This is a genomic window from Corynebacterium sp. MSK044 (assembly GCF_030232825.1).
Classification (GTDB): Bacteria; Actinomycetota; Actinomycetes; order Mycobacteriales; family Mycobacteriaceae; genus Corynebacterium.
Genome location: NZ_JASPJJ010000010.1, coordinates 40,552 through 67,502 on the forward strand (window position 1 = coordinate 40,552; position 26,951 = coordinate 67,502).

The 26,951-nt window shown below is 60.6% G+C and carries 18 protein-coding genes; 10 read left to right on the forward strand and 8 right to left on the reverse strand.

Features of this window, described 5'->3' with window-relative positions; translation table 11 throughout:
* The first annotated feature begins 6 nt into the window (after positions 1–6).
* The 8 genes from QP994_RS07365 (at position 7) to QP994_RS07400 (ending at position 15,091) form a co-directional block, all read left to right on the forward strand.
* The gene (locus tag QP994_RS07365) at positions 7–1,821 is read left to right on the forward strand and encodes an arabinofuranosyltransferase AftB family protein (protein WP_284865922.1); all 1,815 of its coding nucleotides are present in this window, start codon (positions 7–9) and stop codon (positions 1,819–1,821) included.
* A gap of 111 nt (positions 1,822–1,932) precedes the next feature.
* The gene (locus tag QP994_RS07370; protein WP_284865923.1) at positions 1,933–2,943 is read left to right on the forward strand and encodes an alpha/beta hydrolase; all 1,011 of its coding nucleotides are present in this window, start codon (positions 1,933–1,935) and stop codon (positions 2,941–2,943) included.
* 451 nt (positions 2,944–3,394) lie between these two features.
* Positions 3,395–5,365 (forward strand): alpha/beta hydrolase-fold protein, encoded by a 1,971-nt coding sequence (locus QP994_RS07375; protein ID WP_284865924.1) that lies wholly within the window; start codon positions 3,395–3,397, stop codon positions 5,363–5,365.
* Positions 5,366–5,380: 15 nt separating this feature from the next.
* Positions 5,381–5,851 carry a hypothetical protein gene (locus tag QP994_RS07380; RefSeq protein ID WP_284865925.1) on the forward strand — a complete coding sequence of 157 codons (471 nt, stop codon included), beginning with the start codon at positions 5,381–5,383 and terminating at the stop codon, positions 5,849–5,851.
* A 15-nt stretch (positions 5,852–5,866) separates the two neighbouring features.
* Positions 5,867–6,787, forward strand: coding sequence for a cutinase family protein (locus QP994_RS07385; RefSeq protein ID WP_284865926.1), 921 nt, complete (start codon positions 5,867–5,869; stop codon positions 6,785–6,787).
* Positions 6,788–6,812: 25 nt separating this feature from the next.
* Complete coding sequence (locus QP994_RS07390; RefSeq protein ID WP_284865927.1) at positions 6,813–8,639, forward strand: FadD32-like long-chain-fatty-acid--AMP ligase; 1,827 nt, start codon at positions 6,813–6,815, stop codon at positions 8,637–8,639.
* Positions 8,640–8,721: 82 nt separating this feature from the next.
* The gene (pks13, locus tag QP994_RS07395; RefSeq protein ID WP_284865942.1) at positions 8,722–13,563 is read left to right on the forward strand and encodes a polyketide synthase Pks13; all 4,842 of its coding nucleotides are present in this window, start codon (positions 8,722–8,724) and stop codon (positions 13,561–13,563) included.
* Entirely contained in the window at positions 13,547–15,091 is a 1,545-nt protein-coding gene (locus QP994_RS07400; protein WP_284865928.1) for an acyl-CoA carboxylase subunit beta, read from the forward strand. Before pks13 ends, QP994_RS07400 begins: the two co-directional genes overlap by 17 nt.
* Positions 15,092–15,278: 187 nt before the next feature.
* Here QP994_RS07400 and QP994_RS07405 read toward each other — a convergent pair whose 3' ends face one another.
* Positions 15,279–15,626: a DUF3054 domain-containing protein gene (locus QP994_RS07405; RefSeq protein ID WP_284865929.1), complete on the reverse strand. Its 348-nt coding sequence runs from the start codon at positions 15,624–15,626 to the stop codon at positions 15,279–15,281.
* A 178-nt stretch (positions 15,627–15,804) separates the two neighbouring features.
* Between QP994_RS07405 and QP994_RS07410 the strand changes: the two genes are divergently transcribed.
* Complete coding sequence (locus QP994_RS07410) at positions 15,805–17,475, forward strand: vWA domain-containing protein (RefSeq protein WP_284865930.1); 1,671 nt, start codon at positions 15,805–15,807, stop codon at positions 17,473–17,475.
* Between the two features lie 49 nt (positions 17,476–17,524).
* Here the strand turns inward: QP994_RS07410 and QP994_RS07415 are convergent, their stop codons facing one another.
* Genes QP994_RS07415 through trmB form a run of 4 tightly spaced genes read right to left on the reverse strand, consistent with a single transcriptional unit; the run spans position 17,525 to position 22,214 of the window.
* Positions 17,525–18,526, reverse strand: coding sequence for a lysylphosphatidylglycerol synthase transmembrane domain-containing protein (locus QP994_RS07415; RefSeq protein ID WP_284865931.1), 1,002 nt, complete (start codon positions 18,524–18,526; stop codon positions 17,525–17,527).
* Positions 18,519–20,789 (reverse strand): MMPL family transporter, encoded by a 2,271-nt coding sequence (locus QP994_RS07420; RefSeq protein ID WP_284865932.1) that lies wholly within the window; start codon positions 20,787–20,789, stop codon positions 18,519–18,521. Before QP994_RS07420 ends, QP994_RS07415 begins: the two co-directional genes overlap by 8 nt.
* Before the next feature lie 7 nt (positions 20,790–20,796).
* Positions 20,797–21,453, reverse strand: a complete 657-nt coding sequence (locus QP994_RS07425) for an NYN domain-containing protein (protein WP_284865933.1) — start codon at positions 21,451–21,453, stop codon at positions 20,797–20,799.
* Positions 21,450–22,214 (reverse strand): tRNA (guanosine(46)-N7)-methyltransferase TrmB, encoded by a 765-nt coding sequence (gene trmB, locus QP994_RS07430; RefSeq protein ID WP_284865934.1) that lies wholly within the window; start codon positions 22,212–22,214, stop codon positions 21,450–21,452. The genes QP994_RS07425 and trmB overlap by 4 nt, the downstream gene beginning before the upstream one ends.
* A gap of 299 nt (positions 22,215–22,513) precedes the next feature.
* Between trmB and QP994_RS07435 the strand changes: the two genes are divergently transcribed.
* Positions 22,514–24,328: a phosphoenolpyruvate carboxykinase (GTP) gene (locus QP994_RS07435; RefSeq protein WP_284865935.1), complete on the forward strand. Its 1,815-nt coding sequence runs from the start codon at positions 22,514–22,516 to the stop codon at positions 24,326–24,328.
* Between the two features lie 102 nt (positions 24,329–24,430).
* Here the strand turns inward: QP994_RS07435 and QP994_RS07440 are convergent, their stop codons facing one another.
* The 3 genes from QP994_RS07440 to QP994_RS07450 form a co-directional block, all read right to left on the reverse strand.
* Positions 24,431–24,688: a hypothetical protein gene (locus QP994_RS07440; protein WP_284865937.1), complete on the reverse strand. Its 258-nt coding sequence runs from the start codon at positions 24,686–24,688 to the stop codon at positions 24,431–24,433.
* 508 nt (positions 24,689–25,196) lie between these two features.
* The gene (locus QP994_RS07445; protein ID WP_284856167.1) at positions 25,197–25,742 is read right to left on the reverse strand and encodes a lysozyme family protein; all 546 of its coding nucleotides are present in this window, start codon (positions 25,740–25,742) and stop codon (positions 25,197–25,199) included.
* A gap of 97 nt (positions 25,743–25,839) precedes the next feature.
* The gene (locus tag QP994_RS07450) at positions 25,840–26,820 is read right to left on the reverse strand and encodes a MinD/ParA family ATP-binding protein (protein ID WP_284865943.1); all 981 of its coding nucleotides are present in this window, start codon (positions 26,818–26,820) and stop codon (positions 25,840–25,842) included.
* Positions 26,821–26,951 lie beyond the last annotated feature (131 nt).

Sequence of the window (26,951 nt, forward strand, 5' to 3'; positions counted from 1 at the left end):
CTCCGCATGGAAAAAAGCGCCCGTCTTTCGCTGCTCTTGTCGGCTCTCATCGCGGGCGCTTTCGCATTCTGGGGTGGTTTCGCCCGCCGCTGGATCAGCGATGACGGGCTGATTGTGCTGCGCACCGTGCGCAACATCCTCGCCGGTAACGGCCCCGTGTTCAATGTTGGTGAGCGCGTTGAGGCGAACACGTCCACCCTGTGGCAGTACCTCATTGTTGCTTTCTCTTGGTGGCCAGGGATGAAGCTCGAGGATGTAGCGATGTGGCTGGCCCTTGCCTTCACCGTCATCGCGGCGGTGGTGGGCACTGTTGCCGCGGGCAAGCTGTGGGGGCAGCACACGGTGTTGCCGTTTGGCATCATCATCTACCTCGCCCTGCCGCCCGCACGGGACTTTGCCACCTCCGGTTTGGAATGGGGCTTGTCCTTGGCATGGCTGGCGGTATGGTTCGCGCTGTTGGTGCGCTGGGCAGAGGATTCGGAAAAATCCTCTACCCTGTACTGGCTTGCCTTCTGGGCTGGTTTGTCGTGGCTGGTCAGGCCTGAACTGGCCTTGTACGGCGGATTGACCGGTGTGCTGCTGCTTGCTTTGAACCGCCACAATCTGCGCCGCGTCGGCGGAATTCTGGCTGCGGCCTTGCCGTTGCCGGCGGCCTACACGATCTTCCGTATGGGCTACTACGGGCTGCTCACACCCCACACCGCGGTGGCTAAGTCTGCCTCCGAATCCGCTTGGCGCACGGGTGCCGCCTATGTATGGGACACGGTGCACCCTTACTGGCTGTGGTTGCCCCTCCTTATCGCCATCGCTTTGGGTGCAATGTTTATCTACCAACGCGCTGGCAAACAGGCCTTGGTGGCCCTCTTGGTCTTCGGCTGTGGCGCACTGCACCTTATATATGTGGTGAAAGTGGGCGGGGACTTCATGCACGGACGCATGGTTCTGCTGCCCCTGTTTGCCATGCTGCTGCCGGTGATGGCGGTGCCAGCCACGCTGGTTACGGGGGTGGCCACCGCGGGGCTAGTCATCTGGGCGGGGTTGGTCATCCACCGTGGCCACGACTTAGGTTTTGATCCTTTTGATGAGAACCCGGTGGAGCTCACTATCGTGGACGAACGAGAATTCTGGACGGCAGTCTTGCTCCGTGAATCCGGTAACCCGCCACGCTACGCCGAAGACTTCTACGCCTCAGACATGATGAACGGGTGGCCCGAAGCCTGGGACGCAATCCATTCCGATGAGACTAATTCGACTGCCGCGGTGACCCTGGTGCGCCTCCAAGAGCACCCAAGCGTCTTTCATTGGCAACCCCGCCCCCGTATGACCGGGAAGGAAGCGCAGACGGACCTCGGGCAGCTGCCACCCACGGCGTACCACATCAATTTGGGCATGACCGGGATGTTGGCCGAGCTGGATGATCGCATCCTGGACTCCGTCGGCTTAACCACGCCCCTGGCCGCGCGTCAACCACGCCTGCCGGACGGACGCATCGGCCACGACAAGCAGTTGCCGTACTACTGGCAGTTGGCAGATACGGGGGTGGATGTTGAGGAGTTGCCGGAGAACGCGGATAAGCAGCTCGTCCGGCAAGCACGTGCGGCGCTGCGTACGCCTGAGATCAACGAGCTTATTGCTACCTACCGCGAACCGATGAGTGCGAAGCGTTTTGTGAAAAACATGGGCTGGGCACTGACAAAGGGTCGCACGTTGACCGTCAATGATTTCCCTGATGTGTACCTTGATGCGGACACGCTCGAGCGCATCGCCGCCGGCGAAGACGTGGGGTTGGAAGGCCCGCCCGTGTACTGGTCAGACCAATAAGTGGAAAAGTTTTGTGCACCGTTGATAACATCACGGTAACGTTTTGCAGACAATCTGCGACATACCGGGATGTAATCCCAAAATTTTCCCGAAGATCTGATTGGTGAGAACATGAACGCGACTCTCTCTGTGCGCCGCGCCCTGATCGCGCTGGTGACAGCAGTTGTAGCAGCGATGAGCATGATGCTTGTTGCGCCGAATGAGGCACACGCCAACCCGCGTGGGTGGCTGCGCCCTGACGCAACCGGACACTGCCACTGGGATCCAGTTGGCTACTGGGTGCAGCGCTGTGACGTGTGGTCCCCGTCGATGAACCGCAACATCCCGGTTCAGATCGTGCCGGCAGCACGCGGTGGCAACGCTGGCCTGTATCTGCTGGACGGCCTGCGTGCGACGGAGAAGACCAACGCTTGGTTTGAAGACGTCAACGCGGCAGCCATCTACGAGAACACGAACATCACCCTGGTTGCCCCGGTTGGTGGTGAGGGCTCCTTCTACGCCGACTGGACTGCGGACCCGCAGTACGGCAACGGCAAGACCTACCGTTGGGAGACCTTCCTCACTCGTGAGCTGCCCGGCTACCTCCAGCAGCACTTCGGTGTCGCGCCGAACAACAACTCCATCATCGGCCTGTCCATGGGTGGCACCGCCGCAATGAACCTGGCAGCTAAGCACCCCAACCAGTTCCGTCAGGTGCTCAGCTTCTCTGGCTACCTGACCACCACGCTGCCAGGTATGCAGACCATGCTGCGTCTGTCGCTTTTGGATGCCGGTGGCTACAACATCAATGCCATGTACGGCTCCCTGCTCAGCCCGACCCGTTTTGAGAACGACCCGTTCCTCAACATGCACGGCCTGCGCAACACCGACGTGTATATCTCTGCCGCCAGCGGCATCCCAGGCCCGGCTGATGCGAGCTACCTGCCCCAGCACCAGGTCGCTGGCTCTCTCCTCGAGATCGGCGCAATGGCAAGCACCCGCATCTGGGAAGGCAAGGCCCGCCTGACCGGTATCAACGTAACCTCGGATTACCCGTCACTGGGCCTGCACAACTGGAAAGAGTTCGGCGGCCAGATGGTCAAGACCAAGGCGCGCGTGCTCAACCACATGAATGCGTGGTAATCGCTCGTACGAGTGACGGGATCCCTTCCAGTCCCTTTGAAAAGGGCTGGGAGGGATTTTTTGTTGGTTTTGGAGGCTTTTCCACTTTTGAGGGCCCTTGCTCGAGGAAGCCCACGACGAACTCCTCGGAGTTGGTCGGGCCTCTGCCCTGAACTTTCCAAAGTTAAGAGCAGTCCTGGTGTTTTAATGCGGGTTGTGCACGATTTCCGGAAATCGTGCACTGGCAGGGACCGGAAAGAGGCCCCAACAAACACGCGATCACCACTAAACCCACAATTCACACCTTTCACTCGGCGTGTCTCCAGGGTAAAGTCTCAAGTGAAACTTAAACTTCATGCCACAACATAATGAAGCAGCCGGCCCGGCCTAGGGGAGGGGAACCCCTGGGGTGGTGAGCTCCGGTATTTTGCCGTACCTATTTGCTCGAATCAACCACTAAAGGGATGCCTCCATGCGCTTGACACCACGACGTTTTCCCCGCAAGGCCACGAAGGGCCAGATGCTCGCTATCGCCGCGGTCCCGACAGCACTGGCTGTTGGTGTAGCCGTCGCTCCGGCAGTTGCACAGATTGGTTCTTCTGATCTGTCCAGTTCTTTGTCCTCTGGGCGCGGCCTTTCCGATGGTCTGCGTCCGTCGGACCCGCCGAAGCGCACGCCGATTGAGGTGGATGAGAATCCGCACATTGATGGTCTGCCGGAGGGCGTGACCGTCGACCGTATTGAGTGGCTGACGCAGCGTCGTGTGGCTGTGTTTATTAACTCTGCCGCGATGCCGGGGGAGCAGATCCAGGTGCAGATCCTGTTGGCGCGTGACTGGCACTCGAACCCGCAGGCGAAGTTCCCTGAGGTGTGGGCGCTTGATGGTCTGCGCGCGCGTGATGATGAGAATGGCTGGACCATCGAGACCAATATCGAGCAGTTCTACGCGGACAAGAATGTCAACGTGGTTCTGCCGGTGGGCGGCGAGTCCTCTTTCTACTCCGACTGGCAGCAGCCGGACAACGGTAAGCACTACAAGTGGGAGACCTTCCTGACTAAGGAGCTGGTCCCGGTGCTGAACAATGAGTACCGCTCGAATGGTTCCCGCGCTGTCGTGGGCCTGTCCATGGGTGGTACGGCTGCTGTGAACTTGGCGGAGCGTAACCCGCACCTGTTCAACTTTGTGGGTTCCTTCTCTGGTTACTTGGACACCACCACGTCCGGTATGCCGATGGCAATTATGGCAGCTCAAAAGGATGCTGGCGGCTACAACTCTGAGGCAATGTGGGGCCCGGCTGGTTCCCAGGATTGGATCGACCACGATCCGAAGCTTGGTATTGAGAACCTGAAGGGCAAGACAGTCTACGTCTCTGCTGGCTCCGGCAAGGATGACTTTGGTAACGCTGAGTCTGTGGCAAAGGGCCCAGCCAATGCGGCTGGTGTTGGCTTGGAGATTATCTCCCGCATGTCCACCCAGACCTTTGAGCGGTATGCGAAGCAGGCGGGCGTTCCGATCGTCACTCGGTACCGTCCGTCGGGTGTTCACTCCTGGGAGTACTGGCAGTTTGAGATGTCCCAGGCATGGCCGTTCATTGCTGAGTCGCTGAACATTCCGGAGGGTGATCGTGGTGCACAGTGCAATGCCATTGGTGCGATCAGTGAGGCCACCAAGTCCGGTGCTATCGGTTCCTGCGTGAACAACGAGTACGACGTGGCCGGTGGCCGCGGTAAGGCTCAGGAGTTCAGGAATGGTTCCGCGTTCTGGTCCCCGGATACCGGTGCGCACGTGCTGATCGGTGCGATCCTGGCTAAGTACAACGCTCTGGGCGGCCCGACTGGTTGGTTGGGCTTCCCCAAGACGAGCGAGCTGACCACCCCGGATGGTAAGGGCCGCTACGTCCACTTTGAGCGTGGTTCCGTCTACTGGACCCCGGAGACCGGTGCGCAGGCTATCCCGGGCGATATGTTCGCAGCATGGGGTAAGGGTAGCTACGAGGGCGGCCCGCTGGGCTACCCGGTCGCTGAGGCTGAGGCTGTTGGTGCTGGCTACGTGCAGAAGTTCCAGAATGGTTACCTGACGCGTAACCCAGAGGGCGTGGGCGAGGGCCACCACATGGTCTTCGGCGCCATCGGCGCGAAGTACGCGGAGATGGGCACCGCTCGCTCTAACCTGGGCTACCCAACGAGCAACGAGAAGAAGATCAATGGTGGCTTCTTCCAGGAGTTCGAGCACGGCAACATCTACTTCTCCCCGGCGTCTGGTGCTCACGTGATCTACTACGGCAACATCTTCAACGAGTGGGGCAAGAACGGTTGGGAGCAGGGTCGCCTTGGCTGGCCAACGTCTGACATGAAGGACATCCCGGCCGGTGGTAAGACCATCACCTTCCAGCATGGCACCTTGGACGAGATCTTCGGCCAGGTCCGCGAGCGTAAGAACTAAGGAGTCACACCTCTTATGCGTAATGTCGCAGTAGCACTGTCCCTCGCCGTGGCTGGTTTGACGTTGGCTGCGTGTGGTGGGACGACCGTCGATAGTTCTGATGTGACCGCAACCCCGAGTGCGGTGACGAGTTCTGCGACGAGTACCGCGTCCACCACCACGAGCACGAAGCCGAGTAGTGAGAAGCGCCCGGAGGATGATGCTCTGGAGAATGAAGGTGCTGCGAGCGAGGTCTCTGATTTCCCGGAGAACACCGCGAAGCGTCCTCCAGAGCAGGAGGCTTACCTGGAAGCTCTACGGGAAGGTGGAGTGAAAATTGAAGGGAACGAAGATCAACTTTTAGCTACCGCCGGTACGTTGTGCGGTGGTGAAACTATCACTCGTGACGCGGTGGCTGGTCAGCTCATTGAGCAGCAGCGCACTGAACTGGACCATGAGCAGCTGATCAAGCTTATCGACGACGCCGCGCACGCCAACCTCTGCTAGTTAGGAGGCGCGCACGTGCGCACCCGCAAAGTCCTTACTCTTGTTACTGCCCTGTTTGTTGTGGGTGTCATCGCCTTCGGTGCGGTGAAGTGGCTCGGGCCAGACGGTGGTCCGATTGATGAGGTCCTGCCACCAGGCCCAGGGGAGCCTGATGAGCCCGCATGGTGCCCGGCGGTGGAGGTTATCTCCGCGCCGGGCACGTGGGAGTCATCCAAGGATGATGATCCGTTTAATCCGCAGGCAAACCCGCTGAGCTTCATGCTTTCCATTACGCGGCCACTGCAGGAGCAGTACGACATCAATGATGTGCGTGTGTGGACGTTGCCGTACACGGCACAGTTCAAGTCTGTGCAGTCCCGCGGTGAGATGAGCTATGACGATTCGCGTAATGAGGGCACGGAGAGACTCAAGGCTGAACTGAAGTTCGTGGCGGACACGTGCGCTTCAACTCAATTCATCTTGGCTGGGTTCTCCCAGGGAGCGGTCATTGTTGGTGATATTGCCAATGAGATCGGACGTGATGTCGGTGTGGTCAGTCCGGAGCGCATCGCCGGTGTGGTGATGATCGCGGATGGACGCCGCGAGAACGCGGTGGGCATCAACCCCGGTGTGGAACTCGGCGGTGTGGGAGCGGAGATCGCCCTGCACCCGCTGAACCGCATTGTGCAGGCAGTTGTGCCTGGCGCCACCATGCGGGGTGTGCGTGAAGGTGGCTTCGGTGTCCTGAATGATCGAGCCATTGAGATTTGTGCCCCGGATGACAGCATCTGCGATGCACCGCCAAACGTGGTGGATGCGCTGGGTCGAGCACAAGATTTGGTGAACGCGAATGGTGTGCACGCCATGTACGCATCCAACCCAAACGTGATTCCTGGCACCACAGCGAACGCATGGACCGTAGAGTGGATTCGACAGCGCATCGCTGAAGTTAGTTAGCCACAACAAAAGGAGCGGAAGAAGTATGGATCTCGAGCAACTGCTCTACCAGTTCTATGACGACGACAAGATTGACCTGCCGCCGGAGCTCTCGCTCTACCAGCTGTGCGAAATGCTCTACCAGGGCAGTGCGGAGATGGGTACGGGCGACCTGCACCAGATGCGCTACTGGGATTTCTCCGAATCGCGTGAAGGCACCCCGGTGGACTTCACCCGTGAGGAGGTAATCACCCGCATCAAGGCTGTGGCTGCCCGCCTGCAGCAGACCGGCGCGCCGGGGGACCGTGTGGCCATCTTGGCGGCGAATTCCCCGGAGTACATCTTTGCCTTCATGGGTGCCGTGTACGCCGATCAGGTGCCGGTGCCACTGTATGACCCGAATGAGCCGGGACACGATGAGCAGCTACGTTCCGTCATGGCTGACTGTGGCGCTAAGACGGTCCTGACCAACAACGTGGGTGCCAAGGCTGTCCGTGAGTTCTTCGCGGAGGTGCCTAAGCCGGAGCGCCCGCGCATTCTTGTGGTTGATTCCCTGCCGGATTCCCTCGCGGACGCGTGGACGCCGCCGGAGGAGCGGGAAGACATTGACCCGGTGGACCAGGTGGCGTTCCTGCAGTACACCTCCGGCTCTACGCGTTTGCCGGCGGGTGTTGTGCTGACCAACCGGTCGATCCTGACCAACGTTTTGCAGATTTATGATGCAGCGGAACTGAAAATGCCGCTGCGTCTGTCCACGTGGCTGCCACTGCACCACGACATGGGCATCATCCTCACCGTGTTCGTGACCATCATGGGCATCGAGTTCGAGCTGATGAGCCCGCGTGACTTCATCCAGCAGCCGAAGCGCTGGATGGACCAGATGACCTTCCGTGAAGGCGATGAAGACCAGTTCACCTACACCGTTGTGCCGAACTTCGCCCTGGACCTGGCGGCACGCTATGCCACGCCGGAGAACGCCGAAGACTATGACTTCAGCCAGGTAGACGGCATCATCGTCGGCTCCGAGCCGGTCACGCGCGCCGCCGTGGAAAGCTTCGTCGAGGCATTTGCCCCATCCAAGCTAGATCCGCTGGTGCTGCGCCCGTCCTATGGTCTGGCAGAAGCCACCCTCATCGTGTCCACCCCACAGACCGAAGAGCGCCCGCTGTTCAAGTACTTTGACCGCGAGCAGGTCGGCGAAGGCAAGATTGTGGAAGTCTCCGCGGGTGATGCGTCCGGTATCGCGTTCGCTTCCAATGGGCAGCCGGTGCCGGATATGGCGGTGGCGGTGGTGGATCCCTCGACAAGCAATGAGGTGCCGGAAGGAACCATCGGTGAGCTGTGGATCCACGGCGACAACGTGGCGGTGGGGTATGAAGGCCGCGAGGACGAGACACAGCAGACCTTCCGCAACACTCTTGGTCAACGCCTGGCTGAAGGTTCCACCGTGCCGGAAGACACACCGAATGATGGGTGGCTGGCTACCGGTGACCTGGTGTCACTCTATGAGGGACACCTGTACATCACTGGCCGCGTGAAGGATCTCATTGTCATTGCCGGCCGTAACCACTACCCGCAGGACATTGAAGCCACCGCCATGGAGGCCAGCGATCATGTGCGCCCTGATTCGGTGGCAGCATTCGCTGTCCCGGGTGAGGATGTGGAGAAGCTGGTGCTGCTGGTTGAACGCGTTGAAGGCGCTGACCCGGCTGCCGATGCACTCGCCGAGGACGCGATCCGCGGTGCGGTGAGCAGCAAACACGGCATCAGCCCGGAAGAAGTGCGCTTCTACGCCCCGAATGAGATCGCGCGATCCTCCTCCGGCAAGATTGCCCGACAGGTTAATCGAAAGAAGTATTTGGCTAACGGTTAACCTTGACCGTCCGATACATAACTGGATTGCCCTGTTCAATTTTTTTAACGGTATTCACTAGGAAGGACCTGTGGCACAGACGATGACCGAGGCAGAACTGATCACCTGGTTGCGGCAGTGGATTTCAGATGCCACTGGAACCAGTGTTGATGAGGTAGACCCAGCTGCACCTTTGGAGAACCTGGGGCTGTCCTCCCGCGATGTCATCGTCTTGTCCGGTGAACTGGAGAACCTGCTGGATATCAAACTGGACCCCACGGTGGCGTACCAGTTCCCCACGGTGGAGGCGCTCGCGCATGGTTTGCTGGCGGGTACCGGCCTGTCAGGTGAACCGAAGCCGGTGAGCACCCGCCGCGCCACGGATGGCTCTGGGGACATTGCTGTGGTGGGTCGCGCCGGACGCTTCCCCAAGGCAGCCAACCCGGATGAACTGTGGGACCTGTTTGTCACCGGCCAGTGCGTCACGGGTGATGTGCCGGAAGGCCGCTGGTCCGAGTACCTCGGTGACCCGGTGATGGCCAAGAAGATGGAGGAGCAGAACGTCCAGGGTGGCTACCTGGATGACATCCGCACCTTTGATAATGAGTTCTTTGGTCTGTCCCCATTGGAAGCCACCAATATGGACCCGCAGCAGCGCATCATGTTGGAACTGGCGTGGGAGGCACTCGAAGATGCCAACCTGCCGGCCAGTGATCTGCGCGGGGAATCCGTCGGTGTCTTCGTAGGCTCCTCCTCGAATGATTACGGCATGTTGATCACCTCCGACCCGGCGTCGGCGCACCCGTATGCACTGACGGGTACAGCGAGCTCCATCATTCCGAACCGTATTTCCTACGCCTTCGACTTCCGCGGCCCAAGCATGAACGTGGACACCGCGTGCTCTTCTTCCCTGGTTGCAGTGCACCACGCCGTGCGCGCACTGCGTGATGGGGAAGCGGATGTCGCCTTGGCCGGTGGCGTGAACATCATGGCCTCGCCGTTTATCTCCACTGCTTTCTCCGAGCTGGGCGTGATTAGCCCGACTGGCAAGATCAGCGCATTCTCTGATGATGCGGATGGTTTTGTGCGTGCGGAGGCCGCCGGCTTCATCGTGCTCAAGCGCGTGGAGGACGCGATTGCGGATGGGGATAACGTGCTGGCCGTGATCAAGGGTTCGGCCACGAACTCGGATGGCCACTCCAATGGTCTGACCGCCCCGAACCCGGAAGCACAGGTGGATGTGCTGCGTCGCGCGTACGCGGATGCTGGTGTGGATCCGGCAACGGTGGACCTGGTGGAGGCCCACGGCACGGGAACCGCCTTGGGAGATCCGATTGAGGCCACCGCCCTGGGTGAGGTCTTGGGTTCCGGCGCTGGCCGCCCGGATTCAGAGCCACTGCTGCTGGGGTCGGCGAAGTCCACCATCGGCCACGCTGAATCCGCCGCTGGTGTTGTGGCCATGATCAAGGTCATCGATGCGCTCAAGCACGACACGGTTCCGCCGACTGCTAATTTCACCGCGCCGAACAGGTACGTGGACTTTGATGCGCAGTCTATTGAGATCGTGGAAGATCCCCGCGAGTGGCCGCAGTACTCCGGCCGCCGCACCGCTGGTGTGTCCGGTTTCGGCTTCGGTGGCACGAATGCACACGTAGTGCTCAGCGACTTTGATGCGTCGGACTACAAGGTCGAGGCTGACACGCCATCTGCACTGATTGATCCGGAGAACCCGGACCTTGTTCTGCTGCCGGTGTCTGGCCTGTTGCCCTCGCGTCGCCGGGATATGGCGGGCGTGGTGGAAGAGGCGCTGGAGAAAACCGGCGCGAAGACGGATCTGCGCGCAGTGGCCCGCACGCTGGCTGGCCGCAACCATGGCCGTTCACGCGCCGTGGTCACCGCATCCACCGTGGAAGAAGCCACCAAGCGCATGGGCTACGTCGCCCAGGGTAAGAACACGCAGGGCGTGTACTCCGCAGACAGCCCCGCGGCGGCTGGCTCGGTGTTTGTCTACTCCGGTTTTGGTTCGCAGCACCGCAAGATGGCCAAACGCTTGGTGGAGGTCAACCCGCTGTTCCGGGAGCGCATCCAGGAGCTGGACAAGGTCGTTGCCTTTGAATCCGGTTGGTCCATGATGGACCTCATTCTTGATGATGAGCAGACGTATGACACCGAAACCGGCCAAGTCACCATCACCGCCATTCAAATCGCGGTGACAGATCTTCTGGCCAGCTACGGCATCACCCCGGCAGCCACGATGGGCATGTCCATGGGCGAGATGGCCGCGGCATATGCCGCCGGTGGCCTGTCCGCCGAGGACGCACTCACCATCGCCTGCGCTCGCGCCCGCCTCATGGGTGAGGGGGAGAAGCAGGTGGCTGGCACCGATGCGGAAGGTGCCATGGCCGTGGTGGAGTTGAGTCGGGAGCAGTTGACGGAGTTCGTCGACAAGCATCCCGAAGCTTCCGGCGTTGAGCCCGCGGTGTACGCGGGTCCGGGCATGACCACTGTGGGCGGGCCCGGCAAGGCCGTGGATTACCTGGTGGCGGCGCTGGAAGCGGAAGAGAAATTCGCACGCAAGCTGCAGGTTCGCGGTGCTGGCCACACGAGCATGCTTGACCCGATCCTGGGTGAGCTGGCCGGCGAGATCGCGGGCATTGATCCGAAGCCGCTGCGCATCACGCACTTTGGTTCCGTCGATGGCACGCACCGCCCGGGTGAGACCGTGCATGACGTGGACTACTGGATCCGCATGACGCGCCAACCGGTGATGTTCCAGGATGCCACGGAGGCGGCTTTTGCTGCTGGTCACACCACGTTGGTGGAGATCTCCCCGAACCCGGTGGCGATTATGGGCATGATGAACACGGCATTCTCCGTGGGCAAGCCGGATGCGCAGCTGCTGTTCTCCTTGAAGCGCAAGGAAAACGAGGTGGCCACGCTGCTGGACCTCGCTGCCAAGCTGTATGTCCAGGGCATGTCGGTGGATCTCGCCGCGATTGCTGGTGCTGGTGCGCGCGCGAATCTGCCGCATACGCAGTTCAAGCGCAATGATCTGTGGACGGATGCTCGCCCCTCCGCGTCGGGTTCCGGTCCGCTGGGGGCGCGCGTGTCGCTTCCTGACGGGACCCTGGCCTACGCCACGCAGGCCGATCAGATTTACTCGGTCATGCAGCTCGTGGAGCTTGCCGCCGCTGAGACGGACCCGAATGCGCGGGTCATCGCTGCGGAGGAGCGCGCCTCCCTGCCCGCTTCGGGCGAGCTCACCACGTTGGTTCGCCGTGGTCTCGGTGGTCTCACCGTCACGGTGCACAGTGGGGAAGCGCTCATCGCAGAAGGCTTTGCCACGACTTTGGACCTGGCCAATACCCCCCTCCCCGGCGTGACGGATAACCCCCAGCCCCCGGAAGTGGCCGCCGCACGTGAGCTGGCCGAAGCTGCCCGCGAGTCCGGTGTTCCCGGTGCCGTGGATGTGGAGCCCGTCGTGTGGGACCCCGCCAAGGAAACCGTGGAGGAACGCCTCCGCGCCATCGTGTCTGAGTCCATGGGCTATGACGTGGATGACCTTCCGGTGGAACTGCCACTCATTGACCTGGGCCTGGATTCCCTCATGGGCATGCGCATCAAGAACCGCGTGGAAAACGACTTCCAGATTCCGCCACTGCAGCTCCAAGCGCTTCGCGACGCCTCCGTGGCCGACGTCATCCACATGGTTGAAGACGCCGTGGCAGGTCGGTCAAAGACCGACCTGCCACGGGAAACGGGGGCTGGCCTGGGTGAGCCCGCTGCGCAGGCTCAGCCAGTAGAAACAGAGGTAGAGCAGCCAGGGGCTGACCAGCCCGCTACCGGCGTGGGTGTCGCCCCGCGCGATGCCTCTGAGCGCATGGTCTTTGGTGCGTGGGCGAAGTACGCCGGTGCGGCCGCTGCTGGTGTGACCTCGCCGCTGCCAAAGATCGATGAGAACGTGGCCGGTGAGATCGCCGCGCACCTGACGGAGCGCTCCGGCATCGAGGTGACCGCGCAGCAGGTGTTGGACGCAGACACCTTGGAGCCGCTGGCCAACGTGGTGCGTGAAGGGCTGGAAACCGCTGTGGAGGGCAACGTCCGCGTGCTGCGCGCACGCACGGATGAGACCACGCCGTCGGTGTTCCTTTTCCACCCGGCTGGTGGTTCGACCGTGGTGTACGAACCGCTGACGCGTCGCCTGGCGGACAACGTTCCGGTGTACGGCCTGGAGCGTCTCGAAGGCAGCCTCGAGGAGCGTGCCGCGGCCTACATCGAGGACATCGTGGAACTCGCCGCAGGCCAGCCGATCGTGCTGGCTGGTTGGTCCTTCGGTGGTGCTCTGGCCTATGAGGTGGCGCACCAGCTGCAAAACCGCGCAAGCTCCGCAGCCGGTGGGGACACCCCGGAGGTGAAATTCATCGCACTGCTGGATACCACCCAGCCTCGGAACCCAACGCCGAATACCCCGGAGAACGTCCGCGCACGCTGGGAGCGCTACGCCGCTTTTGCCAAGGAGACGTACGGCCTCGATTTTGAGGTGCCCTACGAGCTGCTGGACACCGCTGGTGAGGATGCGCTGCTGACCATGCTGGGTGAATTCCTGGCCACCACGGACGCCTCGGCGCATGGCCTGTCCGCCGGTGTGCTGGAGCACCAGCGCGCAAGCTTCGTGGACAACCAGATCTTGGGCAAGGTGGATTTGACCAAGTGGGCTGATGTTGACGTGCCGGTGCTGCTCTTCCGTGCGGAGGGTATGCACGAAGGTGCGATTATGCTGGAGCCTGCTTACGCAGATATTGCACCGGACGGCGGCTGGGCCGCCATCGTGGAAGATTTGACCATCGTGCAGCTGCCGGGTGATCACTTGGCGGTTGTAGATGAGCCGGCGGTGGGGATCGTCGGCAAGCATATGCAGGAGTGGATTAATGGCAACGACCGCTGAAAAACTCGCTGAACTGCGCGACCGTTTAGAGCGCGCGCAGGATCCGGGCTCAGAGCGCGCGCGGAAGAAGCGTGATGATGCTGGGCAAACCACGCCGCGTCAACGCATTAATGCGCTTCTGGACGAAGGGTCCTTCGTCGAATCCGGCGCCCTCGCCCGCACCCCTGGCGACCCGGATGCTGTGTACTCCGATGGTGTTGTGACTGGTTATGGCCGCATCGATGGCCGCCCGGTGGCCATTTACGCGCACGATAAGACCGTGTACGGCGGCTCCGTCGGCGTGACGTTTGGCCGCAAGGTCGTGGACGTGATGGAGATGGCCATCAAGATTGGCTGCCCCGTCATTGGTATTCAGGATTCCGGTGGCGCGCGTATTCAGGACGCGGTGACTTCTCTGGCTATGTACTCGGAGATTGCCCGCCGTCAGCTGCCACTGTCTGGCCGTTCCCCGCAGATCTCCATCATGCTGGGTAAGTCCGCTGGTGGCGCGGTGTATGCGCCGGTGACCACGGACTTCATTGTTGCTGTTGAAGGCCAGGCGGAGATGTATGTCACCGGCCCGGCCGTGATCCGTGAGGTGACCGGTGAGGATATTTCCTCCGCTGAGCTCGGCGGCGCGCTGCAGCAGGAGCAGAACGGCAATGTCTCCGTGACCGTGCAGTCTGAAGATGAGGCGTTTGATTTTGTCCGCGACCTGCTCGCACACCTGCCCACCAGCTCCTTTGATGAGCCGCCGGTGGCATGGGCGCCCGCGGACGAGGATCTGGATGACTCTGCCTTGGATGAGTTCATGCCGGATGACACCAACGCCGGATACGACATGATGGACCTGCTGGTCCAGCTGGGTGATGATGAGGAGATCCTGGAAATCCAGGAGAACTACGCCCCGAACCTCATCTGCGCCATTGGGCGTATCGACGGCCGCCCGGTCGGCTTCGTAGCCAACAACCCTATGCATTTCGCTGGATGTATTGATGCGGACGCCGCGGACAAGGGCGCGCGCTTCATTCAGATCTGTGATGCGTACAACCTGCCGCTCATCTTCGTGGTGGACACCCCGGGCTATCTGCCGGGCGTGGACCAGGAGAAGGTCGGCCTTATCCACCGTGGCGCTAAGTTGGCGTTCTCCGTGGTGGAGGCAACGGTACCGAAGATCGCTCTTATTGTCCGCAAGGCGTATGGCGGTGCTTACGCCGTGATGGGTTCGAAGAACCTGACGGGTGACCTGAACTTTGCGTGGCCGACCGCGCAGATCGCCGTCATGGGTTCTGCTGCTGCTGCCGTGATGATTCAGGGTAAGCAGCTGGCCACCATTGAGGATGAGAACCAGCGTGCGTACATGAAGAAGGTGTTCATGGACTTCTACGAGGAGAACATGACCTCCCCGTACGTGGCCACCGAACGCGGCTACTTGGATGCGATGATCCAGCCGTCAGAGACCCGCTTGACCTTGCGCCGAGCTCTACGTCAGCTATCCACCAAGTACGACCGAGATCTGCCGAAGAAGCACGCCATTCACCCGCTGTAGCCAGCCGGTTGTAACAAGCTGCGCTTCAGCGGCGATACTTGAATCGTTAAAGGAAATACACTTCGACCCCTGGGAGGACCCCATGCTCAGCAGTGCATTGGACATCGGCGCCGAAATTATCAACTACATCATCTGGGTTGTCCAGTCGATTGCCTCCGGCAAATTGCCGTTCTAATCAGCGGTTAACCTACCGCTTGATCAGGCGCGCAATACCGCGCCACCCCAACATCAGCAGCGCCGACATCACACTGGCTACGAGAATGAAGGACCAGTGCGGCAGCTGCTGATTTCTTATTGCCCAGATAATTAAACCGGTAGCCACGGTGATGAGCCAGATGGCCCAGCCTTTAGCTTCCTTCAGAGCAAACAGCGCCACTGCCCACGCCAGCGCCACACCGAGCAAGAACGGCCGCAGGGTGCTGAGCCAGCCGGCAAAGTTCAGTGGCATCTCATCAGTCTGGTGTGCAATGCGCGCAAACAATGCGAACAGTGCAATGGCAACAACGTCGAGCGTGATAGCGGTGGAGTTCTTCATGGCCCCAGAATAGCCCGCGCCCCTTCCCGCGATGACAGGTACGTCGTCCCCGAAAGGGTGTCAGCTGGGGGTAGGGAGGCTGCTCATGCGCGATATTCATTGCACCGGAATGCAACGGTATCTAATGTTGAGTCCATAGCCCTTTAGGTAGTTTCTCAGAGTTTTGGGAGTCATTTCCATGAAGTCATTACATCGGGTGCGCCCACAGTGGCTGCTGGTCACCCTGATCACCATCCTGGCGTTGGTTGCCAGCGTTCTAGTGGCAACACCCCGCGCATCTGCCGCGCCGGTCGATGCCGGCCATGCCATCGCGGCTAACCCGCCACTTCCGGAGCGTTGCGGTGGCTTGAGCATGGCGCTTGTGTTTGATGTTTCTGGTTCGATCGGTCCTCAGGGCCTAGCGCAGTCGAAGGAGGCTGGCAAGGCTGTCGTTGATGCATTGAAGGATACGGATACCCAGATTGGCATTTACAACTTTGCGACGGATTCTCCGGCAAAGGGGCAGCAAAACCTAGACAAGACCCCTGCCTCTGAGCAGGAGACTCTGAACGATCACATCGACAAACTTGCGATTCCATCGAATGGTGCTGACAGGTACACCAACTGGCAGAAGGCATTGAGTGAGGTCCAAGGTAAGGATTACACGGTCGTCTACCTGATCACTGATGGTCAACCGAATAAGCATGGCGACGGTTCGGGTGGCGGAGTGAAGTCCGCAGTTCAAACCGCGGTGGAGGCTGCTAACAGCCTGAAGAATGCCGGTACTCGGGTTGTTCCGCTGGCTGTTGGTAAAGCAGTGCAGCCGGGTACGGATGCCGCCACCTACTTGGGTTACATCTCTGGTGATGATGACTGGATTCCAGTTACTCAGTACACCGAGTTGTCGGCGACGCTCGTGGAGCAAGCGACTAAGGGTTGCCAGGGTGTGATCAATATTGAGAAGAACTTTGTGAATAAGCGTGGCAAGGTTGTTGAGCCGACGGCTCCGGCGACGAAGTCTGGTTGGAAGTTCTCTATTGAGGATGCGAAGGCTGATGATGCGGGTAAGAAGATCGTGGCTCTTGATGAGGGGGCTGTAGTCACTGATGAGTCTGGTGCTGAGGTTCTTCGTTACCGTACGTCGAATCCGAATACTGTGGGCACTGTGACGGTGGCTGAGGCTAATGGTGAGCCGAAGAGTGTTAAGTGCACTGATTCTGGTGTTGCTGTTGATGTGACGCTGGAGGGTGGCAAGTTCACTGTTCCGGCGAAGACTGGTTCTGAGTTGTCGTGCACGGTGTCTAACTTGGATGAGAATGCGCCTGGTTCTTCGGGTGATGGTTCCAGTGATGATCCGATTACTGAGCGTTGTTTGCCGGCTGTTGGTGGTGTGATTAGTGCGCTGCTGTTGTCGTTGCCGTTGATTGCGTTGGGTAATGCGAAGGCGCCGGGCATTATGGCGGTGCAGGAGAGTATTGGTAAGCAGATTCAGGAGGCGAACTCCAGGATTCAGCAGGGTACGGGTATCTACAATGAGGATGCTTCGCGGTTTGCTGCGCGGGTTGATGGTCAGTTGAAGGCTTTTGCTTACAACAATCAGGATGCGTTGAAGGTTCTGGGTGCTTTGGCTGCTCTTGCTGGTGCTGCTGGTTTGCTGTGGGCGTTCTGTGCTCCGGGTTCTGGTAGTTCTGGTGGTCAGATCACTGTTGGTGATGCGTTGGAGAATCTGAGTAGTTCGAAGCAGTCGGATGAGGATGCGACTCCGGAGGAGGGCTCTGGCTCTAAGGGGTCTAGTTCCAAGTCTGGTTCTTCGGCTAAGCCTGAAGGTGAAGAAGAAGATGCTCAGGAGGATGTTGCTTCGGCGGCGTAGTTCTTCTGGCCTCTTTTAGAGGGGAATTGTTCATGCTCGGTCGGCGGCGTTAGTGCTGCCGGCCGAGCATGAACCCTTTTCCGGCATAAGCAATGAGGTAGACCGCCCAGCCGATGACGGTAATGAGGGCAAAGGAAACGATGCGGTAGATCAGGGTGGCGGCAGTGGCGTCCACCAAGGTGAGCCCAGTGGCCACCAGAGAGGCGGTGGCAACGGGTTCTACGGTGCCAATGCCGCCAGGGGTGATCTGGGCAGCACCGGCCAGCTTGGTCATGATGAAGGCCAAGGTGACGCCCTGGATCGTGGTGTCATCCACACCGGCGGTGAAGCCGGGGAGGGAACCGGTGACGGCGGCGACACAGAAGTAGAGGGTGGCTACGTCAATAAGCTGGTTGAGCAGGGAGCAGAAAGCGGCGGCGATGAAACCGCGGGGGGACATGCGGATATCACCAAGCTGAGTGATCACCGGCAGGACACGCTCGCGCACACGCGTTGGCAGGTAGCGCGTCCAGCGTGCGAGCACGGTCGGGTTGTACACGGCCCAGAACAGGCCGGCAATGGCAGCAGAGGCCACGGCGAGAGAGCCAGCGAGAGCCCACATGGATAGGTTGGCGCCAAGAAAGATAGCGGCGGCTATGCCAATGACCACCATCCACACGGTGGACAGTGCGCCGGAGATGACAAAGAACCACCCGCACAATCCCGGTGAAGCGCCCCAAGAGCGGTGGACGCGGTAGGTCAACCACGCGGACAGGGCGGGACCACCGGGGAGAGTGGTGGACCAGGCGTTGCTGGCCAGAGTGATAGTGGTGCAGTTGCCGATGTTCACGTTTACGTGTTTAGCCACGAGTAGGATGCGCATCACAATGGCCATGGCCACGATGGCCAGCACCGAGCACAGAATCGACGCCGTCACGTACAAGGGGGAGGCGTGGCTAAGTGCCGCGAAGGCCTGCCCAAGGAACGGCAGTTGATCGCGGAAAACCAGTCCAACAACAATGAGGACCGCGACGGGGGCCAGCCACCGCACCCAGGAACGAAGATCAGTCATTCAGTCGGCGCATGAGTTCGTCGAAGGGAATGAGGTCGCTGTCCTGGTCCACGCTCACACCGCTGCGGGCGTGCTGCGTGGCAAGGACGGTATCGCCAATGGGGATTTCGCCGGTGCGGGGGTGGGTGGGTTCTGAAGCAGGGGCGTCGTCGATAAGCGAACTGCCCTCCCCGAAGCTCTCGTAGGCGCGCTTGATCCACCGTGGGGCCCACCAGTTGTCCTCGCGCAGCTCATGCATGACGGCGGGCACGAGCAGCAGACGGATGAGCGTGGCATCAAGCGCGAGGGAGAAGATGAGGCCGAAGGAAATGTACTTCATCATCACAATCTCACTCATCGCAAATGCGCCCGCGACCACGATCATGATGAGCGCGGCCGCCGTAATAATCCCGCCGGTGTGCGCGGTGCCATATTTAATCGCATCGCTTGTTTGCGAGCCCTTGTGCCGTGCCTCCACCATCCGCGAGACCAGGAAGACTTCATAGTCCGTGGACAGACCGTAGAGGATCGCGATGATGAGCACGAGAACCGGGCTCATGAGCGGACCTGGTGTGAAGCCGAGCAGGCCGGAACCCACGCCGTCCACGAAGACGAGGGTGAGGAAACCGAGTGTGGCGCCGATACCCAGGATGTTCATAATCACGGCCTTGGCCGGCAAAATCATCGAGCCGAAGAGCACCGCCATGAGCAGGAACGTGGCCACGACCATGTACACCGCCATCCACGGTAAGCGTTCCAGGAGGGCCTCGATGGATTCGATTTCCATGGCTGGGGTGCCGGCGATGTAGAGGTCCACACCCTCCGGTGCGGTGATGGCGCGGAGTTGGTCGATGACTTCCTCACCACCATTGCGGTCCGCCAGGGTGCCAGAGAGCACCGTCGTGCCGTCCTTCGTGGCTTGCGTTGGTGCCATGGGGGAGGCCAGGCCGGTGACCTGACGGGTTTGCATGACCACGTCCACCAGCTGCTGGTTGTCCGCGCCGGTGACAACCAGCTTCACTGGGTCCGTGCGGAAGGCGGGGAAGGTCTCATTGAAGTCATCTTGTGCCTGGCGCACCATGTTGGTGGGAGGCAGGTAGGACTCGTTGATACCGCCGAAGGTGATGCCCACGATGGGAATGGTCAGCGCCAACAGTGCGCCTGTCACGCCCACGATGACAGCTTTGGAGTGGCGCATGGCCCACGCCGGGATCTTGAACCAGATCGTGTCCTCGAGCCGCTTTGCCGTACGGCTGGTGCGACGGACGGACCATTTATCGATGTTGTGTCCCAACATCCCAAACAACGCCGGCAGTACCGCCACCGAAATCACGGCGGCGAACAACACCGCGCTGATCGCGCCGTAGGCAACGGACTTGAGGAAGGCCTGCGGGAACATCAGCAGACCCGACAGCGCCACACCGATGAGCAGCGCGGAGAAAAACACCGTCTTGCCAGCCGTGGTGGTGGTCTCCGCCACGGCGTCCTCAACGGTGCGGCCCTTATCCAGCTCCTCCCGGAAACGGGACACCATGAACAGGCCATAGTCGATAGCCAAGCCCAGGCCCAACAGGGTAATGATGGACTGTGAGAACACGTTGACCTGCTGGAACTGTGCCAGAATGGACAGGATCGACAGCGAACCGATGATGGACAGCACGCCCACGATCAGCGGCATTGCCGCTGCGATGACACCGCCGAAGACGAACAGCAGGATCACGGCGACAAAAACCAGACCGATTTTCTCTGCCCGGGCAATATCATCCGCCATGCCGCGGTCCAACGCATCAGCCACGGCGGTAGCGCCGGCGATCTGCACTTCGGCGCCAGGGATCTCAATGGCTTCCAGCTCTTCCTGCAGCGCCCGGAAGTCCTTCAAGGTCTGCTCGCCGTCACCGGCCAGGCCGATCGCGGCAAAAGCCTTCGTTTTGTCAGGGGAGATCAGCTGCGGGTTCGGGGTGGCAAAATAGCTGGTTAAGTGGTCAACTTCCGGGCGATCTTTGAGGCGGGAGATCTGCTCGTTGGCGGACGCCACCACCGCCGGGTCCGTGACGTTGCCGCTGACCAACAGGATCACGTCGCCGGCATTGTCGCGGCCAAACGTCTCCTCCTCAATCACCGCAGCGGTGGTGGAATCTGCGCGCGGATCCTCCCAGCCCTCCTGCGACAGGCGCTCACCGAGCTTGGCACCCCACAGCACCTGCATGAGGATGATCAGGGCAATGATCACCACAGGAATGATCTTGCGGTGCCGGTAGGCGGCACGGCCCCACCTATAGAACATGCGTCTCCTAGTTCTTGATCAGTGCGCTCAGCGGGCGGAAAGGCTGCAGCCACGCACCGCCGTCCGGCAGCTGGTCCAAGTTGACGCGCGGCAGCGGTTCGCGGAATACGCCAGGGATGTCCTCTAAGTCTACGAACGTGATGGCGGGGTCGGTGACTGCCCAGCTGGCGTGTTCGTGAAAACCAATGACCGTGACCGGGATGCCGTCGGCGACGAGCTCATCGAGCAAGTCCTGGAAGTTCTGCCCGTCAGCGGACGCAACCACTACTCCGCGCAGCACGCCCTCGTCCCGGCGCCGGGTGATGTGGGCAATCATGTCCGCATCCACATCAGATTCCTCATCCGCCTTCGGTTTAGCAAAGACGGCGAAGCCAACGTTGCGCAGCGCCTCCACCCAGGGGCGCACCACATCGGCGGAACCGGGCGTGACGTTGGTGAACACGGTTGCTTCCGGTTCCACCTCGCCCGGCATGTCTAAGGCGCGGTGCACGAGCCAGCGGCCAATCGCATCAAAACGCGGCCGGTACGCGGCAGTGGGGCGGCCACCCAGGATGGCGCCCAGGCCCATGTCCAAATTCGGCGCGTCCCACACCAGCAGCAAACTGTCCGGGCCGGCATTCGCGCCGGGGGCGTAGGAATGGATCAAGCTATGTACATCTGTCATTTTTTCACCCAGAGATATTCAGAAATCACGTGCTTTTTATCCAGGCCTTTGCCCTCAAATTTGGTGATCACCTGGCGGTCGGTCAGGATGGGGGCATTCTCCCACGGCCAGCCCTTATATTCCAGCATCGGTTCCACCTCAACCAGCTCGTTGATCCACTCGGCGTAGTCCGCGTGATCGGTGGCCACGTGCAGCACGCCGCCCGGCTTCAGTCGTGTGGCAATGAGGTTGAGCGTGCCCGACTGGATGATGCGCCGCTTGTGGTGCCGCGCCTTCGGCCACGGATCCGGGAAGAAAATGCGCACGCCATCGAGGGATTCCGGCGGGAACATGCGGGCGAGGACCTCAACGCCGTCTCCGCGCACCATGCGGATGTTCTCAATCCCGCCGCGCACAACAGAACCCAGCAGTTTGGCCAGGCCCGGCTTGTACAGCTCGACCGCGATCACGTTCGTGTCCTTCTCCAGCGGAGCCATCGCCGCCGTGGACGTGCCTGTGCCTGACCCAATTTCCACGATGGTCTTGTGTCCGCTGCGCCCAAACCACTCATCAACATCAATGGTCTGATCCTCATCTGAATGGGTGAGGATGCGGCCGAGGCGGGGCCACCATTCGTCGAAAAGCTGCTCCTGATTAGGCGTGAGCGTGCCACGACGGAAAGTCACGGACCCCAGGCGGGGGTAATCCAGGCCCGTATCAAACTCAGTTTGCGGGGGACGGCCGTGCGGGAGTTCACCAAGAGAATCATTCACGCACGCCATTGTCGCAGCTTTGAGGCCAGTCCCCCGCATAGGGGCAATAAAGACAAAAACATTCGCGCATCCTGCCCGCAGACCTCACATACCATCCGCTCGGCAGGTATTACAGGAATCAAAGCTGCTTATCGACGTTTTACCCTCGCCGTCAGCCACCCTTCCCGGCCCCTCTTTCGGGGGTGGGAAATATGTGACATTGTCGCGCTATCGTGGGCAGTTTCGTGAGACGGGCGGGTGGGGGTAACATTTCGATACTCTAAAAGGGAAGAATTAACTGGGTAGTCGCCGATTATTGAGGAGAATGTATGACCGCCGTAGTGAAGGGTCTTCAGGGGCAGGCCCCCACCGAAAACGAACAACTGATTGAGTGGATTAATGACGCTGTGGAGCTGTTTCAGCCGGAGCAGGTCGTTTTCGCCGACGGATCAGACGAAGAGTGGGACCGTCTCGCCGCTGAACTGGTAGAAAAGGGCACGCTGATCAAGCTCAACGAGGACAAGCGTCCGAACAGCTTCCTCGCTCGCTCCCACCCGTCCGACGTGGCGCGTGTGGAGTCCCGCACCTTCATCGCCAGCGAGAAGGAAGAGGATGCCGGCCCGACCAACAACTGGGTCGAGCCGAGCGCGCTCAAGGCTGAGATGACCGAGCACTTCCGTGGCTCCATGAAGGGCCGCACCATGTACGTCGTGCCGTTCTGCATGGGCCCAATCTCTGACCCGGAGCCGAAGCTCGGCGTGCAGCTGACGGACTCCGCCTACGTGGTCATGTCTATGCGCATCATGACGCGCATGGGCCAGGAAGCCCTGGACAAGATTGGCAAGGACGGCGACTTTGTCCGCTGCCTCCACTCCATCGGCGCACCGCTTGAGCCAGGCCAGGAAGACGTGGCGTGGCCGTGCAATGACACCAAGTACATCTCCCAGTTCCCGGAGACCAAGGAAATCTGGTCCTACGGTTCCGGCTACGGCGGCAACGCCATCCTGGCTAAGAAGTGCTACGCCCTGCGCATCGCTTCCGTCATGGCCCGCGAAGAGGGCTGGATGGCGGAGCACATGCTCATCCTCAAACTCACCGACCCGAACGGCAAGGCCTACCACATCGCGGCAGCATTCCCGTCTGCCTGCGGTAAGACCAACCTGGCCATGATCACCCCGACCATTGAGGGCTGGACCGCCGAGGTCGTCGGCGATGACATCGCATGGCTGAAGCTGCGCGAGGACGGCCTCTACGCTGTCAACCCGGAGAACGGCTTCTTCGGCGTCGCTCCGGGCACCAACTACGACTCCAACCCGATTGCCATGCGCACCATGGAGCCAGGCAACACCCTGTTCACCAACGTCGCGCTGACTGATGACGGCGATGTCTGGTGGGAGGACATGGACGGCGAGGTGCCGGCGCACCTCATCGACTGGCAGGGCAACGACTGGACCCCTGAGTCCAGCACCCCGGCTGCTCACCCGAACTCCCGCTACTGCGTGGCCATCTCCCAGTGCCCGACCGCTGCACCGGAGTTCGACGACTGGAAGGGCGTCAAGCTCGACGCCATCCTCTTCGGAGGCCGCCGCCCGTCCACCATCCCGCTGGTCACCCAGGCCCGCGACTGGAACCACGGTGCCATGATCGGCTCCCTGCTGGCTTCCGGCCAGACCGCTGCTTCCCTTGAGGCCAAGGTCGGTTCCCTGCGCCACGACCCGTTCGCGATGCTCCCGTTCATCGGCTACAACGTCGGCGATTACATCCAGAACTGGATCGACCGTGGCGCCGAGGGCGGCGACCGCATGCCGTCCATCTTCCTGGTCAACTGGTTCCGCCGTGGCGAGGACGGTCGCTTCCTGTGGCCGGGCTTCGGCGACAACTCCCGCGTACTCAAGTGGGTCATTGACCGCATTGAGGGCCGCGTCGACGCCGACGACACCGTCGCCGGCCTGGTTGCCCGCGCCGAGGACCTGGATCTCACCGGCCTGGACACCCCACTCGAGGACGTCCGTGAAGCACTCGCCGTCAACCCGGCCGAGTTCGAAGCCGAGTTCGCTGAGGGTGAGGAGTACCTCAAGACCCTGGGCGACCGCATCCCGAAGGAAATCTTCGACGAGCTGGAGAAGTCCAAGGCGAAGATCTAAACACTCACGCGTTTAAAGAGGCGAAGGAGGGCTCCGGCGGTGCCGGGCCCTCCTCTTCTTAGTGGCTCAGTATCTACTGCTCAATGCCTACTTCTAATTCTGCTACCGGTTTGCAATCCACTGCAGGAGTGCGGATCCGCCGATGGTTCCGCCGAGAATAACCAGTCCAATGGCCAAAGAACCAAGAAGAATTCCGAAACGCCGTGGTTTGATGCTGGGGCTCTGCCCACCAAACTGAATGGCGCTAGTTAGCGCCGACAGGCGCAGTTTCTCGGCCTGCACCGCCAGACGGTGATCTTTGCGGGGTGGGCGGACGGAATGGGCCTGGCCGTCACCCTCCTGCGCACCCGGCGGGGTCACACTGGCCGGTAATAGCTCAGGTGTGCTCTTTGAACCTGTATTCGAGTGTGATTGTGGGTCTTGGTTAAACCCCGGTTCCTGCTGCGGGGAGATAGGGGGAGCCTGGCGCCGTCTGGCAGCGGAAGGGCGGTGTGCCATCGTGGTTTCCTTCTGTGTGTTTTCCTTCAGCATCGCGCAAAAGTGGTGTGTTAGAGGCGGAGGAGCATATCCAACGCTTCTTCGATTCCAGGTCGCCGTGGCGGTGGCGGTGGCGGTGGTGGTGGAGGAGGCGGCGCTTGTGTCACTGTCTCCGTGTGCACCGACGTCGGTGGTGGCGGAGGTGGTGGCTCTGAAGTTTCGGGTTCTGGGGGCGGTGGGAAGTAACTCGTGGGCAGCGGCGGCAGCTCACCCAACGGGGGAATCTGCTGCTCAACTTTGGCAACTTTCGCCGAGCCAGGTTGCCCGCAGGCCGCCAAGCCCAGAGAAAAGAGAACCACGATAGCCGCACACGCGCGCTTAGTGTTTTGCATTAACGCGACAGCTCCTTTGCCACATGATGGACTTCTTTGACGGCCTCAGGCGTGTGAAAGAATCGCTTCACACCCTCATCCCATCCCTCCGGTGAGGTTGGGTTGCCGGCTTCACACATGATGCGTGCTGCGGTCAACGCAGCATCATCAATATTGTCAGGATTCGGTTTACGGCCTTCCTCTGCAGAGCTACCGTGTTGCTCCCAGCGGGACGGCATAATTTGCATAGGGCCTACGGCTACATCCTGTGTGGCATCCCCATCGGTGACAGCGTTGTCTGTATCCGGCACTGTCAAAGGCGGCATGTTCATGATGGAAAGGCCACGCAGGGGCTTGGATGTGAGCCCATCTTCACCCACCACAGACCCTTCGGCCCGTCCATGGTCCGAGGCGACTTGGCCCACGGCAGCAAGTGTTGGCCAACCCAACTGGCAGCCGTTGTCCGCCTGAACACGCCACGCAGCGTAGGCATACGCTCGCAGTTGCCGCTCAGGGATGCCGTAGGGCTCAGCACGATTCTTAGACCATTCAGACACCGTGTTCACTGGCGGAATCTTTTCTGCTTCCGGGGGTTCCAAACGTGGTGTGCACGCCACTACAGCTAGCGCACAAGCACTGATACTAACGGCAAGGAGAATTCTGTTACCTCGCATGTCGGTGCCACGACCCAAAATCTTCCGCGATCGACGCTGCTAATTGACGATAGGCCGTCAGCGTCGGTCGAGCCATACGGTTCAAATCCACCACAGCACCTTCCGCCAAGTGGCGGTCATACGGGATAATGTGGACAGCTCGTGTGCGTGAACGGAAATGCTCCACAATTTGATCAATGTCCACAGTTGGCTTGCCGGGCGCGGATGAAGAAACGACCACGATAGAGTTCGCGGCCAGCTGCTCATAACCGTGCATGACAAGCCAATCCAGCGTCGCCGAAGCAGACTGCGCGCCATCAAGCGCGGAAGAGGTTACCAATACCAACGTGTTAGCCAACTCCAGAACACCAGCCATGGCTGAGTGCATAAGCCCCGTTCCACAATCCGTAAGAATCACGTTGTAGTGGTGCTGCAAAATATCAATCGCATGCCGGTAGTCATCCTCACTGAAAGCTTCCGACACTGCTGGATCGCGCTCACTGCCGATAACTTCCAAACGGGAAGCAGCTTGTGTGGTAAATGCTCTCACCTGCGGGTAGCGGGAAGTGTCCTCTGCTGTGAGGAGATCACGGATGGTCGCGGGGCCCGGTGCCGCAGTGCGTTGCGCCAACGTGCCAAGGTCAGGGTTGGCATCGATGGCGATCACACGGTCACCGCGTTCGCTGGCAAAAACACCACCAAGGGCAACAGTGGTTGTTGTTTTGCCCACACCACCTTTGAGCGACATGACAGCGATGCGGTAATCCCCACGCAATGGTGTGCGAACAGCAGCTAGCAGTGCGTCCTCTTCCATCGCAGAGCGCGAGTCACCAGGGTTGATTTTTCCACCCGTCAAGTTGTGGACGAGCTTGCGCCAACCAGCCTTCGGTGGGGCCTTCACGGGATTCACAAGATTGCGCTGATCCAGTGCAACCGGTGGCGTGAGTTCCACATGAGGGGGTTGCTCCGGATTCTGCGGCGACGATGACATTCCAGGCGCAGGTGGCTGAGTCGGAGCCCATCCGGGAGCGGATGGCTGGTTCTTTGGTGGCATGCTTGCTTCAGCCTTGAGCGGACGCTCCTGGACTTCACTGCTAGTACGCCCGAATGGAGGCTGACTAG